At 49.6% G+C, this 15,296-nt stretch carries 12 protein-coding genes; 11 read left to right on the top strand and 1 reads right to left on the bottom strand.

Annotated features, from left to right (window positions below; translation table 11 throughout):
- The first annotated feature begins 208 nt into the window (after window positions 1–208).
- The 5 genes from pdxA to HJV72_RS17250 all read left to right on the top strand — a co-directional run bounded on the left by pdxA (window position 209) and on the right by HJV72_RS17250 (window position 5,171).
- A complete protein-coding gene (gene pdxA / locus HJV72_RS17270; protein ID WP_208072885.1) occupies window positions 209–1,228 on the top strand; it encodes a 4-hydroxythreonine-4-phosphate dehydrogenase PdxA in 1,020 nt (339 codons plus the stop codon).
- A gap of 32 nt (window positions 1,229–1,260) precedes the next feature.
- Window positions 1,261–2,604 carry a four-carbon acid sugar kinase family protein gene (locus tag HJV72_RS17265; RefSeq protein ID WP_117772307.1) on the top strand — a complete coding sequence of 448 codons (1,344 nt, stop codon included), beginning with the start codon at window positions 1,261–1,263 and terminating at the stop codon, window positions 2,602–2,604.
- Window positions 2,605–2,626: 22 nt separating this feature from the next.
- A complete protein-coding gene (locus HJV72_RS17260) occupies window positions 2,627–3,676 on the top strand; it encodes a 2-keto-3-deoxygluconate permease (RefSeq protein WP_066580111.1) in 1,050 nt (349 codons plus the stop codon).
- Between the two features lie 198 nt (window positions 3,677–3,874).
- Window positions 3,875–4,378, top strand: a complete 504-nt coding sequence (locus tag HJV72_RS17255) for a YcxB family protein (protein ID WP_066580109.1) — start codon at window positions 3,875–3,877, stop codon at window positions 4,376–4,378.
- Between the two features lie 31 nt (window positions 4,379–4,409).
- Window positions 4,410–5,171: a DeoR/GlpR family DNA-binding transcription regulator gene (locus tag HJV72_RS17250; protein ID WP_066580108.1), complete on the top strand. Its 762-nt coding sequence runs from the start codon at window positions 4,410–4,412 to the stop codon at window positions 5,169–5,171.
- Window positions 5,172–5,241: 70 nt separating this feature from the next.
- On the opposite strand, the gene HJV72_RS17245 is transcribed toward HJV72_RS17250, so the two are convergent.
- Complete coding sequence (locus HJV72_RS17245) at window positions 5,242–8,514, bottom strand: DUF5107 domain-containing protein (RefSeq protein ID WP_208072883.1); 3,273 nt, start codon at window positions 8,512–8,514, stop codon at window positions 5,242–5,244.
- A gap of 195 nt (window positions 8,515–8,709) precedes the next feature.
- Between HJV72_RS17245 and HJV72_RS17240 the strand changes: the two genes are divergently transcribed.
- The 6 genes from HJV72_RS17240 to HJV72_RS17215 all read left to right on the top strand — a co-directional run bounded on the left by HJV72_RS17240 (window position 8,710) and on the right by HJV72_RS17215 (window position 15,082).
- A complete protein-coding gene (locus HJV72_RS17240; RefSeq protein ID WP_066580104.1) occupies window positions 8,710–9,597 on the top strand; it encodes an AraC family transcriptional regulator in 888 nt (295 codons plus the stop codon).
- Window positions 9,598–9,704: 107 nt separating this feature from the next.
- Complete coding sequence (locus HJV72_RS17235; protein ID WP_208072881.1) at window positions 9,705–10,163, top strand: hypothetical protein; 459 nt, start codon at window positions 9,705–9,707, stop codon at window positions 10,161–10,163.
- Between the two features lie 348 nt (window positions 10,164–10,511).
- The gene (locus HJV72_RS17230) at window positions 10,512–11,576 is read left to right on the top strand and encodes a zinc-dependent alcohol dehydrogenase family protein (protein WP_208072879.1); all 1,065 of its coding nucleotides are present in this window, start codon (window positions 10,512–10,514) and stop codon (window positions 11,574–11,576) included.
- Entirely contained in the window at window positions 11,518–12,663 is a 1,146-nt protein-coding gene (locus HJV72_RS17225) for a M24 family metallopeptidase (RefSeq protein ID WP_243765690.1), read from the top strand. Before HJV72_RS17230 ends, HJV72_RS17225 begins: the two co-directional genes overlap by 59 nt.
- 182 nt (window positions 12,664–12,845) lie before the next feature.
- Window positions 12,846–14,009, top strand: a complete 1,164-nt coding sequence (locus HJV72_RS17220) for an ROK family transcriptional regulator (RefSeq protein ID WP_243765689.1) — start codon at window positions 12,846–12,848, stop codon at window positions 14,007–14,009.
- Window positions 14,010–14,032: 23 nt separating this feature from the next.
- Window positions 14,033–15,082 carry an NAD(P)-dependent alcohol dehydrogenase gene (locus HJV72_RS17215; protein ID WP_208072877.1) on the top strand — a complete coding sequence of 350 codons (1,050 nt, stop codon included), beginning with the start codon at window positions 14,033–14,035 and terminating at the stop codon, window positions 15,080–15,082.
- The last annotated feature ends 214 nt before the right edge of the window (window positions 15,083–15,296 follow it).

Here is a 15,296-nt window from a genome sequence, read left to right as displayed (position 1 = left end):
AACGAAAAAACGAAACAAAACGAAAGAAAGCAATGAAAAAACAGGTTAAAATGCACAAAACAAGAATAATAGAAATATGTAATTGTACTGAAATTACAAAAAACGGTTGCATAATGAAAGAGATACATATAAAATGAAACTACAAATAAAGAAAAACGAAAACAAAAACGGAAACATAAACGAAAGTAAACGAAAGGATGGAGAGAAGATGAGTGAAAAATTCAGACCAGTGACAGCAATTACCATGGGAGACCCTGCAGGTATCGGACCGGAGATAGTAGTTGGCACGATATTAGATAAGGAAATCCATGAGTGCTGCAAGCCATTTGTAATCGGAAGCAAGGCAATCATGGAAAAGGCGGCGAAGGTGCTTGGCAAGGAGCTTAATTACAATCTAATAACAGAACCTTCAGAAGCAAAATATGAATATGGCACCGTAGATATCATGGAGACAGGGGATTATGACACGGACTCCATCGAATGGGGCAAAGAACAGAAGCTTGCGGGACAGATGGCAATTGACTGGATTATGAAATCTATTGAATTAGGAATGGCTAAGAAGATCGACGCCGTCTCTACCTCGCCGATCCACAAAGGGGCAATCAAGCTTGTCGGCGTAAAAGAGCCCGGACATACGGAGATCTATCAGAATGTTACCAATTCACCGTATGCACTGACCATGTTCTCCTGCCATAAGCTGAGAGTATTCTTTGTAAGCCGCCACATGTCTCTTGTAGACGCATGCCACTATGCAACCAAGGACGTTATTCTTGACAATGTAATTAATATCGATAAAGAACTGCGCAAGGTCGGAATCGAGCATCCACATATCGCAGTGGCAGGCCTGAATCCCCACAATGGAGATAACGGACTGTTCGGAACAGAGGAACTGACAGATATCGGACCGGCAGTAGAAGCGGCGAAGGAAAGGGGCATCAACGCAGTGGGACCATGCCCGGCAGATTCCGTATTCCACATCGGCAAGTCAGGGAAATATGATGCGATCCTTTCTCTGTACCATGATCAGGGCCACATCGCCTGCAAGACGCTGGATTTTGAAAAATCAGTTACGCTTACATTCGGCCTCCCGTTTATCAGAGGCTCTGTAGATCACGGGACAGCATTTGATATCGCGGGAAAAGGCATCGCCGGCTCCATAAGCCTTATCGAATCTACAAAGGTAGTTGCCGAATATGCCGCAAAACAGCATGAAAGAGAAGAGAACTAAGAGACTGTGATTATAGAAAGAGAGGGATAAAGATGCCTTTAATCGGTGCAGTAGCGGATGATTTGACAGGAGCCACCACGACAGGCGTGCTGCTGGCAAGGTCAAAAGCGAGGACGGCGGTATTTTTTAATGAGGAAGCGGCGGAAAAAGCAGAAGGTCTGGATGCGCTGGATGCAGTGCTGATCAGCAGCAACAGCAGGGCACTTCCGGCAAATGAAGCTTACGAAAAGGTAAAGTCTGCGACGCAGGCGCTGAAGCGGATGGGCGTCAGACATTTCACAAAACGTATCGATACGACACTTCGCGGCGGAGTAGGAATCGAAGTTGACGCGATGCTGGATATGGTCGGGGAAGACGCCGTGGCGGTAGTCGTGCCTGCAATGCCACAGTCAAGAAGGATACTGGTGGGCGGCTATTCTGTCATCGACGGCGTGGCGCTTATCAATACTCCGGTTGCGCAGGATGTGCGTACTCCGGTCAAGGAGAACTATATACCGAGGCTGCTCTCCTCGCAGACGAAACGTCAGGTGGGGCTCGTGGCTCTCGACAAGGTCCTGAGGGGGGCGGACGCTGTCAGAGAAGCGCTGGAAGCAGAGCGCAGTGCAGGATGCAGCGTTATCGTAGTAGATGCGATAACCCTGGAGGATGTAGAGGAGATAGCAAAAGCCTGCATCGAACTTCGTTGGAACGTAGTATCCGTAGACCCGGGACCGTTCACGTCAAAGCTTGCCTATCACCGAGGGCTGATTGGAACGGAAGAGCCGAATGTTCCGCCGGAAGCAGATGAAGCAGGAAAGACGGTGCTCATCGCTGCAGGCAGTGCGACACCTGTCACGAAGAGGCAGATGGAAGTGCTCTGTGAAGATGACCGCCATGTCCGTATCAGCGTAGATCCGGTTCCTCTTATCGAAGGTGGGGATGCTGCCATGGATGAGGCGTTCAAGGCGGTACATAAAGCAGTGGAACTGCTGGAATCTGGCAGCCAGCCAAGAGCAATCCTCTTTGAGACTGCCCTGCACGGCGAACTGCTGAACCTAGATGAAGAAGATAACAAGAGGCATTATGCCGGCGGCATGAGCGCAGACAGGATAAATGCCGGCTTAGGCACGATTATTTCACAGGTGCTCGAGCAGATCGGAAGAGAAAAGATAGCGGGACTTTACACAACAGGCGGTGATACGATGGTCAACGTATGTTACCAGCTTGGTGTCGAGTGCATAGAAGTAATGGATTATGTAATACCGCAGACGGACGTTGGCCGTCTTGTGGGAAGCTACGACGGACTGCCGGTAGTAGGCAAAGGTGGCCTGACTGGCAATGACAACACGGCTTGTGACATAGTGAGCCGGCTGTTCCGTGAATCAGCGAGACAATAAGAATATTGGAGGAAGTGAGAAAATGGGAGAACAGAAAACAGAAGTAAAGAAGACGAAAGATCTTGACCTTTTGAACAAGATGAAAAAGCTGCCGGGCGGGCTCGTAATCATACCGCTTGTAATCGCAGTGCTTATAGCGACATTTGTGCCGCAGGCTTTCCAGATAGGTGGCTATGTAACGGCATTATTCTATGAAGGGAATTCAGCGATGATGGGATTTTTCCTCATCGTATGCGGTTCCACCATCAATATTAAACAGGTAGGCATGCCTTTATACAAGGGTGTTACGCTTACCGGCTTGAAGTTCGTGCTTGGTGTGCTGTTCGGACTCCTCGTCGGAAGAATCTGCGGTCCGGACGGATTCCTCGGCATTACGCCGTTCGTTATGATTGCGGCTATTACCAACTCTAACGGTTCCCTGTACATATCACTGTCCTCACAGTTTGGCAATGCTACGGATACGGGTGCAATCTCTATCCTGTCATTGAACGACGGACCTTTCTTTACGCTTGTTGCACTTGGAGCTACAGGGCTTGCCTCTATTCCGATCAACTCTCTGATTGCCACACTGGTGCCGATTCTGATAGGATTTATCTGGGGCAACCTGGATGCAGGATTCCGTAAAGCATGTGCGACCGCACAGCCGATCGTAACCTTCTTCATGACGATTTCCATCGGCGCCAAGACGGATGTCAAGACCATCGTGACAGCAGGTGCGGCAGGTATCGTGCTCGGACTCATATCAGCAGTGCTTGCAGTAGTATTCTTCTTCCTGTTCAACCTGCTGCTTCCGAAGAAGGAAAGAAACGCCATGGGAGCTGCTGTAGGTACGACAGCGCTCAACTCAGCGATGACACCGGCCGCTGTAGCCGAGGCCGACCCATCGATGGCCCAGTACACAGAGATGGCCACGGCACAGTGCGCTACGGCTTCCATCATCACATTGTTCCTCTGTCCGTTCATCGTGGCATTCTTTGACAAGATGATGCAGAAGAAGCAGAAGGGTATCTACTCGCCGGAAGGATGGGCACACTACAAGGTCACAGGTGAAGCGGCGCCGTCAGAAATGTAGATTAACCGTACCTTATTGAACATTAGCAGTTCAATAAGTAAACCATATTGAACATTAGCAGTTCAATAAGTAAACCATATTGAACATTAGCAGTTCGATAAGTATACATAATTCATTACAGGCAAGTGAAAAAAGTCCTCTAATATGTTACAATGATTTCGTAATGTATGAGAGGACTTTATTATAAGGAGCGCGATCATGGAAGAGAAACTGTCGGTACAGATGACGAAAGAGGCATTGTTTGATTTTCTTTTATACCATACATACTCTAAATTTACCGGTTTTCTGACGAATGTCCTGGGGGCAGCCGTTGGAATCATGGGGATTATCCTGCTGGCTATGGGAAGGATAAAGCCGGTATATCTCGTGTTTTACCTTGCCGCTGCCGCAGTATTTATCGCATTTACCCCGCTTCAGCTGAAGCACAGGGCTAAAAAGCAGATGGAACTTAACGAGGAATACCAGACAGAATGGGAATATACATTTAACGAGCATGGGATAACTGCCGTGCGTGGAGATAAAGCGGAAGAGGTGGCCTGGGAAATGATTGAGCGTGTGGCGACGACTCCGAAGACGATTGGGATATATTATGGAAAAGACCATGCATTTATCATCCCGAAGCAGGCTTTCGGCAGCCGCTTCGTGGCTGTCATGAAGATGATAGCACAGCATATCGATCCACAGAAGGTAAGGCTGAGATAGAGAATCAATAATAGAGACAGAGGGTAGTAGAATGGAAGAACGCAGGCGTACGATACTGAGAGAACTGGACGAAAGAGGAAGGGTTCGGGTTGCAGATCTGAGCAGAGAACTGGGCTGTTCAGAGGTGACGATCCGAAACGACATCAAGAATATGGATATGGAAGGTCTGCTGCAGAGAGTTCACGGGGGCGCGATAAAGCGGGAGGAAAGTCCGGTGCGTAAATACTCGGCAGAAAGCATATACCGGCATACGGACAGGAAAAAGAAGATTGCGTCCTGTGCATATGAGTATATCGAAGACAGGGACACGATAATCATTGATGACGCATCCAGCAGCTTTTATCTCGCGGTCCATATTAAAAACCATCCCGAAAAGCGCGTAGCTGTCGTCACCAATTCCCTCCTTGTGGGCAATGAGCTGGCAGGCGCAAAGCATGTCGAACTGTATATGGTAGGCGGTCATGTGGGGGGGCATCTCGCCGCTACCATGGGCGATGCGGCGCTGGAGAACATGCGCAGCTTCCATGTGGACAAGGCATTTATCGGAGTACACGGCATCAATTTTGAGGTGGGGCTTACTTCTATAGCCACGCCGCAGATGCAGGTGAAGCATGCGATCCTCAAAGCGGCAAAAGAAGTATACGTACTTGCGGACAGCAGCAAGTTCGGCGGCGGCTACCTGTCCGTAATCTGCCCGATTACAGACGTACATCTGATAATCACAGATGACGAAGTAGCAAAAGAGAACATAAAAATAGCAAAAGAACTAGACGTGCCACTCGTGATAGCATGAGGGGACACCCTAAAACGAATCGGGGACGGGGTTTTTTTCAAAAAACCCCGTCCCCAACCGCGTTTTGTTTTTATTCCGCCAGAGGCAGATGGCATACGGCTCCTTGATAATCTGGTTTCGCAGCCAGTATTTTATGTAGAATTTCTGCTGCTTTTTCCTTTTCTCCCAGGCCGATGTTTCCAAGTGCCATGAGATACTGGCAGTATATATCGTTGCGTTCTTTGATGTTTTCCGGGAATACTTCTATTTCCGGAAGCGACACGGCAAAATAATCATAAGTCACGTTGTCGAATATGTGCTTTTCGCCAAATGCCAGGAGCTGATGATAGCACTTCCTTGCGGCAGCCCTGTTGCCAAGCTCCTCGTTGGCCAGTCCCTGATAGAGGATCGTGTCGGAGGGCTGGTCATTATAATACAGCACGCTGGACGGCTCCTCCAGGCCCGTGGACGCTTTCTCGAAGAATGAACGGGCGGTCGTGCTGTCACCCTTCGCCTTATAAGCCATGCCGAGATAATAGTCTGCCATGTTATCCTGGACGTTGGGAAGTTTCCCTTCTCCCAGGTTCTCGGGATATGCTTTCGTCGCATCCAGCAGGCAGATTGCCTCGTCATAAGAAGCATCGGCCAGAAGCCTAAGCGCCTTCTGCGTCAGCGCGTAGCGGTACTGGGTGCTGACCTTGCCTTCTCCGCCTTCCCACGGATGGAACCGGTGGCCGTTCAGGCAGTCGAGCGCCTTATCGTACTGGCCAGTATTGTTTAGCAGCGTGATATATTCCACATAAAGCGCGTCACGGCATTCCACAAGCTCAAGGTGGGCATCAAGGAGCGCAAGCCGGTCTTTGGCGGAGACCCCGGCCCTTGCCTGAAGCTGGTCATATTCCAGAAGGAAGCGGGAGCTGGAAGGATCTAGTGAGCATGCTTTCGCCATACATTCCAGTGCTTTCCCAATATCTTTCTGCCTGTTGTAATATGCGATTGCAAGGTTCCGCCAGTTCATGCCGAAGCCTGGCGCCTTTTCGGCAGCAGATTCCCAATGGCTTACCGCTTTCTCGTACTGCTTCTTGTCATACAGGAGGCATCCAAGGTAATAGTGGGCAAAAGGCGCATCCTCAAGCAGGCGGACGGCGCTTTCCAGTATAAGCACTTCCTCAGGGCGGTTCGGGAAGCAGTAGCTGGAATCGGCAGCTTCGCCGAGCTGATGCATCCTTGCGGCCTCGCCCATCTCTCCCTTCAGTTCATAGATGTACCCCTTATAATAATGAAGCATCGGTGAGCTGTCGGCGCAGGAGTCCAGTATGTCCAGGGCATCTTCATAGAGTCCGGCTTTCATATAATCGAGCGCCAGTTCCAGATAGTTATGGGCAGGTTCGCGCATCTTAGACTTCCATTCGGTTAAGTCATTACATTGCAGCGCACATTCGTACAGTGTTCCCATGTCCAGCGGGTCGATAGAACGGCTCTCGGAAATCAGTGCCTCATTGTCTTCAGACAACGTACGAAGGATTGCGGCCTTCAATGTACGTGCTTTCATATTGTGCCAGCCTCGTATGAGAGAATTATCAATAAATTCAAGCGCCTGACGGTACTCGCCCTTGCGGCAGGAGAGGCAAGCCAGCCAGTAATAACCGGCTCCTTGTGTCTCATAGCTCCACGTGGATTTGTAGAAAGCATCATAAGCCGCCTGCACGTCGCCGGTCATGACAAGTGCCAGGCCGAGGTTGAAATAGCTCTCGCCATAGTATGGATTCGGGTTCTTCCACGTCTGCTTCTCGATTGCCTTCTTAAAGTAACCGGTACTTGCCTTGAAGTTGCCACGTCTGTACTGTAGAAGCCCATACCCATTGTTCAGACGTATATCAGACGGATCGCGCCTCAGCCCCTCTGCATAATAAGCCTCCGGGTCGAGCGTGGCGTGGCGGTACTGTTCGAGATGGAGCGCGCCCAGATATAGCTCCTCCGTAGTCTTAAGCTCTTCCGGTGCAAGAAGAGGCTCTGCCGGCTCCGGCGTCGGCTCCAGCTCCTGCGCTTCGTGGGTATAGGAGACGAGCGCATAGCCTTCCGCATCAGACAAGGTTACGGCTACTCCTTCGAGGCTCTTAAGAGCGGTGTCAAAGGCTGCGTCATAATACTGTGCCGGAGTGAAATCCGCCCTGTCGCTAAAAAGAGTCTCCTCTCCCTTCTTAACAGAGACTACGGCATTCTCAAAGGTTCCTGAAGTGTAGGCTTTGAGCAGGCATTTGCCGTTATCGAGATCGATGCTGACCGCTGCGTCTTTTGTGGCATTCTTTACGCGTCCCACATGCTTGTAAGGCATGAAATACTGGGTAAATGTCTTCTCTTCATATGGCTTCAGCCAGGTGAAATCAGGCTGGTTGTCGGCGTAGACACCTGTCATCAATTCAATATAAGGCCCGTCGGTCTCTGTCAGGCTGCGGTCCCATGCCTGGCCGAAGTCGCTGTTGCCCCATGTCCACTGCTTCTTACCTGGGGATATGTGGTGGTCGGCTACGTGAAGCAGGCCGGCATCCACCTGTTCGTCAAAGTTTCCGATAAAATCATAATCGGAATGTGCTGCCATATAAGAAGTAGGAACCTTTATATTGCGGTAGCAAGAGATGTCGATTCCCTCAGAATAGTCGTATTTATAGTATTCGCCGGTCGCGACAGGGAAGGTGGATACCGCACGCTTGCCATGGTCCATGACGGCATGGACGTCCGGGGGGAATACAGAGTATGTATAGTCATTCACAGGTACCGCCGGATTGGCCCACCAGAGAAAGGTCTGGGGCGTATCTGTCCGGTTGAACAGGCGGCCCTTGATCTCGATATAAGCCTTGCCGGGACGAAGCGTAAATGAGGCCATTCCCTTTGTCCCGTACATCTTGTCTATCTCGCTTACATATACAGTAGAAGAACCGTCGGCATTTTCTTCCCAGTGGCAGTCTGTAGGAGAATAGGTAGTAGGGCGGTGGTGCTGCGGCCAGTTGAACTCGATGCCTCCGGATATCCATGGTCCGGTCAGCCCCACAAGGGCCGGCTTGATCACATGGTTATAATATACGAAGTCATAGTTGTTCGTCTTGTCCAGAGCGCGCTGGATACGGCCTCCAAGCTCAGGAAGTACCATGACGAGCAGATAATCGTTCTCCAGATAGACGGCCCGGTATGCCACATCCTCCTTTTCGTCAGATATCTTTTCCGTCACCGGGAGGGGATAGACCTTACCCGTACTTCCCTGGTAAGCTCGGTTTTCAATAAATAATGGACTTTTCTCTGCCGGGTATACTTTGTAGGTGGGAATTGTCACCGTCTCTTCCCATACGTGGACCTTGTCAAACTTCATATTAAATTCTCCTTTCCTATATATCAGCCGCAGGCTGCATGTTCCTTGTGTATCGCTGTATCCAGAGTATCATAACGTGCTGCGTGTTAAAATGACATAAATGATAAAAAGATGGACAATATTGTGCCGGAAGAATATAATGGAGCCAAAGAATATGGCAAAAGCTATGTGTAAATGAGGAGGTTGCAGGACAGGATGAACGATATATCCGGCAAAGCAGATGGATTTAAAGATGAAAAGTATATTATCATTCCGACCGAATCTTTTGCGGATTATGCGGCGCATCCGCTCGTGCGCACGATATATCCGACGGATGTGGGATTCTTTCCGAGGGCGCGGGCCCATTACCGGGAACGTGAGGATGGGGCGGAACAGTATATCCTCATCTATTGTACGGAAGGCAAAGGGATAATAGAGGTGGAAGACCAGGTGTACCATATCGGCCATTCGGACGCATTCTGCATCCCTAAGGGCAGGCGGCACAGATATTATGCAGACCAGGAAGATCCGTGGAGCATACTGTGGGCCCACTTCAAGGGAGAGGATTCAGGATATTATCCCCTGGAGGAATGCCGGATCGTACATATGAATTCCAGACAGAGCGACAACCGTATGATGGTTCTGTTCAAGCTGCTGTTCCGTGTACTGGAGCGCAATTATACGATTGGCAACTTCATCTATATCTCACAGGTGCTGTCCCTGATACTGTCTGAGATATATTACAGGGAAAAGACGGATGAGAGTACGGTGCAGGACCGGCATGTTACGATGGTTATCCGGTTCATGTACCAGAATCTGAGAAGGAGCCTGACGCTGGAAGAGATATCCGAAGAAGTGCAGTTGTCCAAAAGTTATCTGAATACGATATTCAAGACGCAGACAGGACATTCGCCGGTGGAATTCTTCATCCATCTGAAGATGCAGGAGGCGTGCAAGCTGCTGAAGGCAACGGACATGTATATCTATGAGGTGGCATCAGAACTTGGATATGAAGACCAGTATTATTTTTCCAGGATATTTAAAAAAGTGGTGGGAATGTCGCCGAGAGATTATAAAAACGGGGATTACTTCTATTGTGATTGACAGCCTTAATCTGTTGATAATTTGGAGCTGCAGCTATTGCTGCCTTGGTGTCCTTTATTATCTGCTGTATTACGAATTATGTTCAGAACCGGAATGCGAAAGCAGAAGTGGCAGTAAAGTACATAACAGACAGAAGAGTAGAATGGATTGAAAATGTAAGGAAAACGGTCTCGGAATATGTCTCTGTAGTCCAGAGCATGGAAGAAATGGATACCGCTCAGATTCGTGACATATTAGGCAAGGTGAATCAAATAAGTGCATACTTAAAGCTGCTGCTGAACTTTTCGGGACAAATAGACGAAATCATATTAGAAATAATGGCAAATATCGTGGATGAGTTACAGGAGGATAAACCAGACTTTGAACGTATTCATTCATTGCTGGAGCTGCTCATCCAACATACGCAAATATACTTGAAGCTTGAGTGGAACAGGGTGAAGCGGGAAGTAAAAGGCCGCAGATATGGCAAAAGGTATCAAAGGAAAGAGACCATCGAGCTTTACGAGAAGATGGCGAATCAAAGAAACATTGAAAAACTTGATATAGCTACACTTTGGGCGAAATGAAGAAAAACGGGTGAGAAGGACTTTGTCAAGTTAAGGGTAGAAAAGAAAACCAGTGTCGTTTCCTGCCGGATGATGCAAAAAGCCGCTGGACATCGACCAGCTATGCAGGGTGCTGGCGGAGCATACCGGGATGAAGGGATAAGACCTGTAAAAGCAAGGAACCTGTAATACATGGTAAAGGTGTATTCAGGTTCTTTTTTTGATGCTTAAAAAGTGTAATATAGTCCATCAAAAGATAACATATGGAATTCTGCATGCGTAAGAATGGTGATATAATCCGTATAAGAACTTAAACTAATTCCGGTGAGAAAATGATTTCAGACGATGCAAAAACAGGAGGAAACGAAGATGAGTGAGAAGATTCCAGCTAAGATGTCAGGGATGAAGCTTCCGGGCGGAGCTAAAGTACAGCCGGTCACATGTGATGTGCCAAAGCCGGGTCCGGGGCAGGTGCTTTTGAAGATGAAGGCTGCCAGCCTGTGTGGAAGTGACCTGAAGTATATCTATTTTGAACACACGGACAAGACCGGCGGCGCCAGATACGATGATGTCATCGCCGGACATGAGCCGAGCGGGCAGGTCGTGGCCGTCGGGGACAAGGTGGATGATTTTAAAGAAGGAGACCGCGTGGTCGTATACCACATCCAGGGCTGCGGATACTGTGACGAGTGCCGCAAAGGCTTCTATATCAACTGCCAGCAGCCGGAGAGAAGAGCGTATGGCTGGCAGAGGGACGGCGCGCTGGCGGAATATATGGTTGCAGATGCCGACACTTGCATCCACCTGCCGGATTTCCTGACTTATGAAGACGGTGCTATGATAGCTTGCGGATTTGGCACCGCTTACCAGGGACTCTTAAGGGCCAATGTATCCGGCAATGACAGGGTGCTTGTCATGGGGCTTGGTCCGGTAGGCCAGGCAGCCCTTATTCTGGCCAAAGCACTTGGGGCGCAGACGATTGGCGTAGACATCTCGGAGGAACGGATGGAGATGGCCAGGACAATCGGGGCAGATGAAGTCCTTCCGGGTGATGACGATGTGGTAGAAAACATCATGAAGCTCACCGGCGGCAAAGGTGTTGAGGTGGCGGTAGACTGCTCCGGCAGCAGCATCGGAAGACACAGATGCCTGGAGGCGGCCAGGATGTGGGGGAACGTCGTATTTCTCGGAGAGCAGGGAACCGTGACGTTTGAGCCGAGCCCGCTTCTGCTGCACAAGAATCTTACGCTCCACGGCTCCTGGGTCACATCGGTAGGTAATATGGAGAAGCTCGTAGAACTGCTCGACAGGAAGAAGATCCATCCGAGCCAGATCATCACCCACCGCTTCCCGCTGAAGGAGACAGACAAAGCGTTTGAAGTATTTGCGACTGGCAGGACAGGCAAAGTATGCATCAACCATGAGATGGAATAAAGAGGGGGAAGCTATGGAGGCAGTAGAACGGATCAGGAAATGGCTGGAAGAGCACGAGTATGACGGTGTACTTCTGAACCGGAGGGATAACTATGCCTGGGTCAGCAAAGGAGCCAAAAGCAATGTGGTGTCCAACAGCGAAAATGGCGTAGCCTACTATGCCATAACACGGGACGGCATCGATCTGCTGGCGGACAGCAGCGACCTTCACCGCATGGACATGGAGCAGAATCCGCTCGGGGCTGCCCCGGTACTTCTGCCATGGCATGTATCCGTGGAAGAGCAGATAAGAGATTACATAGGCGGGAGACGGTTTGCCTCAGACACAGGTACAGCGGGTACGGCAAATATACAGGAAGAGCTGGTAAAGCTACGCCTGAGGCTTACGGAAGAGGAAGTGGGACGCTATGAAACGGCCGGCAGACTCTGCGCGGACATCGTCGAAGGCGTCTGCATGGATGCAAGGCCGGGCATGACGGAAAACGATGTGGCGGATCTGCTCAGATGCCGCTGCATCCGGCACGGAGTAAGCCCGGATTGTGTACTTGCTGGTGCCGATGAGCGCATCCTGTCATACCGCCATCCGGTACCGACCGGAAAGAAGATAGAGGATTGCCTGATGGTCGTCCTCGGTGGCGAGATATACGGCCTGAACACAAGCCTGACGAGGATGGTGTATTTTGCTCCGGTGCCGGCAGAGATAAAGGAGCGTTACGAAAAGACGCAGCATATCTTTGCGTGTATGCAGACGATGATGCAGGACGGGATGTCCTATAAAGAATACTTTGAGTATGTGAAGGCATTATACGCAGAGGCCGGGTATGACGGCGAGTGGAAGATGCATCATCAGGGAGGGCCGACCGGATATGCATGCAGGGAGTTCATCCCGGTTCCCGGCGATGAACGGATTATCCACGAAGGCCAGGCTTACGCGTGGAATCCCACGATACTCGGTACAAAGTGCGAGGAGACGACCTATCTCGGGTCTGATGGAATAAAGATACTGTCCAGGTCTTCTGACTGGCCACGAAGAACCATCGATACGCCACATGGAATGATTGAAGTGGCGGAAATTCTGGAACGATAGCCCGGTGATATGCCGGGCTATCCGGCAAATTCACCAAATTCTTTAGCTATGTCGAAAATTATATGTTGACTTTTTCCCATAAAATGGTAATATTATACTTAATTAATGACTTTATTAAATACTTTAATAAAGTTTTGACGAAAAGGGCGTGTATAATAGAATATAGTGAAAAGGAGGGGTGGATGGTGATACAGAGAACAAACAACTCAGAGGTGAAAAAGCTGAACCGGAACCGCGTTTTTCGTTATATAAACAGTAAGAACAGAACTTCTATGCCGGATATTGCTGCCGCGCTTGACATGAGCGGACCTACAGTGCTGCAGATCGTGAAAGAGCTGAGGGAGGCACATGTCATATGCGAAGCCGGAGAATTTGAATCGACAGGCGGAAGGAAGGCAAAGGCGCTTGCAGCAGTGAGGGATGCCAGATATGCAGTGGGAATCGAGATAACCCGGAACCATATCGGGATGGTCCTGACGGATATGACCGAGACCGTGCTGAAGCATATTAGAATGCGGAAAGCTTTTACATATGAAGATGAGTATTTCAAGCAGCTTGGAGCGGCGCTGGAAGAGTTCCTCGGAGAGGACAAAGCGGTGCGGGATAAGATTGCAGGCGTGGGGATATCGGTCCCTTCCATCGTGGACAGCACCGAGAACCACATCACTTATTCGAGGGCGCTGGATCTGTATGATATAGACGGGGAGGTGTTCTCCCGCCATATTCCATATCCGTGCGTGCTGATTAACGATGCAAATGCCGCGGCGGCGACTGAGTGTATTGCGGACAGGCAGCTGGAGAGCATGATATACCTGTCCCTGAGCAATACGGTGGGCGGCGCGGTCGTGTTCCGCCAGGAGAACGGGCAGGAGGAGCCGGGCAGCGTGTTCGAGAATATGTATATCGGGAAGCACTGGCATAGCGGAGAGTTCGGGCATATGATCATACATCCCGGAGGCAAGACATGCTACTGCGGCAAAAAGGGCTGTGTCGATGCATACTGTTCCGCGCTTTGTCTGGCGGAATACGCAGATGGATATCTGGAACGCTTTTTTGACAGGATGGAAGATGGAGATCTTGAGCTTGTAAAAGTGTGGGAAGATTATCTGGACGACCTGGCTATCACGGTCGATAACCTGAGGATGTGCTTTGACTGTGACATAGTGCTCGGCGGTTATGTCGGGAGCTTGATCGGCCCATATATCAAGGAGCTGCAGAAAAGGGTGGCGGAAAAGAATATCTTCGAGGGCGGCGGGTCTTACGTCCGTGCGTGCAGATATCAAAAAGCTGCATCCGCTTTGGGGGCCGCGGTCTATTACATTGAAAACTTTATAAATTCAATATAGATAAGGAAAAGGAGCAGAAGAAGATGGATGGAATGATGAAGGTTGCAGTAATGAATGGGATTGGCGAGATGAGCTACACGGAGCGCCCGATACCGCAGGCTAAAGAGGATGAAGTGCTTGTGAAGCTAGAGTATGTAGGAATCTGCGGCAGCGATATGCATTACTACGAGATGGGAAGAATCGGGGACTATATAGTAGAGCCTCCATTTGTCCTTGGACATGAGCCGGGCGGAACCGTTGTCGAGGTAGGGAAGAACGTGACCCATCTGAAACCAGGGGACCGTGTGGCGCTGGAGCCTGGAAAGACATGCGGCAGATGCAGGTTCTGCAGAGAAGGGAAGTATAACCTCTGTCCGGATGTGGTGTTCTTTGCGACACCTCCGGTCGATGGCGTGTTCCAGGAATATGTGGCGCATCCGGAAGATCTGTGCTTTAAGCTGCCGGAGAATGTCAGCACGCTTGAAGGTGCTCTGATCGAACCGCTGGCAGTAGGTTTCCATGCGGCAAAGCAGGGAGATGCCCATGCAGGACAGACGGCGGTCGTATTCGGAGCAGGCTGTATCGGCCTTGTGTCCATGATGGCATTAAAGGCATGCGGAGTGTCCAGAGTGTATGTGGTGGACGTGATGCAGAAGCGCCTTGACAAAGCGCTGGAACTCGGGGCTGACGGCGTTATCAACGGGAAGGAAGATGACGTGCTGGCCATGGCAAGAGAGCTGACAGACGGAGAAGGCTTTGATCTGGCAATCGAGACTGCGGGGACAGAGATTACGACGAACCAGGCCATCCAGGCAGTACGAAAAGGGTCTAACATCGTACTTGTCGGATATGGCAAGACAGGCATGATGAATATGATGATGAGCCTTGCCCTCGACAAGGAAGTTACGTTCAAGACCGTATTCCGTTACCGCCATATCTATCCGATGGCAATTGATGCGGTGGCACAGGGGAAGGTGGATTTAAAGGGAATCGCCACACATATCTTCGACTTTGACGACATACAGACGGCTATGGACAGAAGTGTGAACGAAAAGAGCGAGATAGTGAAAGCAGTAGTTAAAATCGCGGAATAGCCATAAGTTTGCTAAATAAATAACATTATGCAAATTACATGAAATTGCTAAAAAAATATTGTGTAACATTGCATATTGCACAATCATGTCATTTTGTTATATAATTATATAAATTAAATTTATAAAATAGATTTATAAAAGTGGTGATTGAAAGAAAACTATACTTTTCTGAACAGCTTCTTTTTTTATTGAAAACGCCTGAATCAGGCGTTTT

It is taken from the genome of Extibacter sp. GGCC_0201 (assembly GCF_017566055.1).
In the GTDB taxonomy this organism is placed as follows: Bacteria; Bacillota; Clostridia; order Lachnospirales; family Lachnospiraceae; genus Extibacter.
Note: the sequence above shows the minus strand (reverse complement) of the source record. Positions and strands in the feature narration are given on the sequence as shown.

Bases quoted from the DNA above. Each gene is read 5' to 3' on its own strand.
- pdxA (WP_208072885.1), top strand. From the start codon at position 209: ATGAGTGAAAAATTCAGACCAGTGACAGCAATTACCATGGGAGACCCT.
- HJV72_RS17265 (WP_117772307.1), top strand. From the start codon at position 1,261: ATGCCTTTAATCGGTGCAGTAGCGGATGATTTGACAGGAGCCACCACG.
- HJV72_RS17260 (WP_066580111.1), top strand. From the start codon at position 2,627: ATGGGAGAACAGAAAACAGAAGTAAAGAAGACGAAAGATCTTGACCTT.
- HJV72_RS17255 (WP_066580109.1), top strand. From the start codon at position 3,875: ATGGAAGAGAAACTGTCGGTACAGATGACGAAAGAGGCATTGTTTGAT.
- HJV72_RS17250 (WP_066580108.1), top strand. From the start codon at position 4,410: ATGGAAGAACGCAGGCGTACGATACTGAGAGAACTGGACGAAAGAGGA.
- HJV72_RS17245 (WP_208072883.1), bottom strand. From the start codon at position 8,514: ATGAAGTTTGACAAGGTCCACGTATGGGAAGAGACGGTGACAATTCCC.
- HJV72_RS17240 (WP_066580104.1), top strand. From the start codon at position 8,710: ATGAACGATATATCCGGCAAAGCAGATGGATTTAAAGATGAAAAGTAT.
- HJV72_RS17230 (WP_208072879.1), top strand. From the start codon at position 10,512: ATGAGTGAGAAGATTCCAGCTAAGATGTCAGGGATGAAGCTTCCGGGC.
- HJV72_RS17220 (WP_243765689.1), top strand. From the start codon at position 12,846: ATGGTGATACAGAGAACAAACAACTCAGAGGTGAAAAAGCTGAACCGG.
- HJV72_RS17215 (WP_208072877.1), top strand. From the start codon at position 14,033: ATGGATGGAATGATGAAGGTTGCAGTAATGAATGGGATTGGCGAGATG.